Below are 246 nucleotides of genomic sequence, written 5' to 3'. Positions count from 1 at the left end.
CGGTAATGACCGACAGCAAGAGAGGCTTCCTCCAGATATACCGCATGCCGTCCGCAAAGTCTCCCCAAACGGTTTTAAAGCTCATATCCCGCCATTTTCCGGGTCCGTTAGGCTGCTGTACCTTCACTTCAAAGCTGCAGGAACGGATAAGGAGAGCCGAGAGAATAAACCCCAATCCGTCGATTATGACGGCGACTTCCACTCCGATCCAGTGATACGCCAAAGCGCCGAGGGCCGTTCCGAAGA

Annotated in this window: 1 pseudogene; it reads right to left on the bottom strand. The window is 54.1% G+C overall.

The features are described from left to right. Positions 1–246 (bottom strand): annotated as a pseudogene (locus KVT34_RS30770) (MFS transporter); the annotation flags it as partial.

This window comes from Paenibacillus sp. GbtcB18, from assembly GCF_019091125.1.
Taxonomy (GTDB): Bacteria; Bacillota; Bacilli; order Paenibacillales; family NBRC-103111; genus Paenibacillus_F; species Paenibacillus_F chitinolyticus.
The sequence above is the reverse complement of the archived record's forward strand: the minus strand, read 5'-3'. Positions and strand labels throughout refer to the sequence as shown.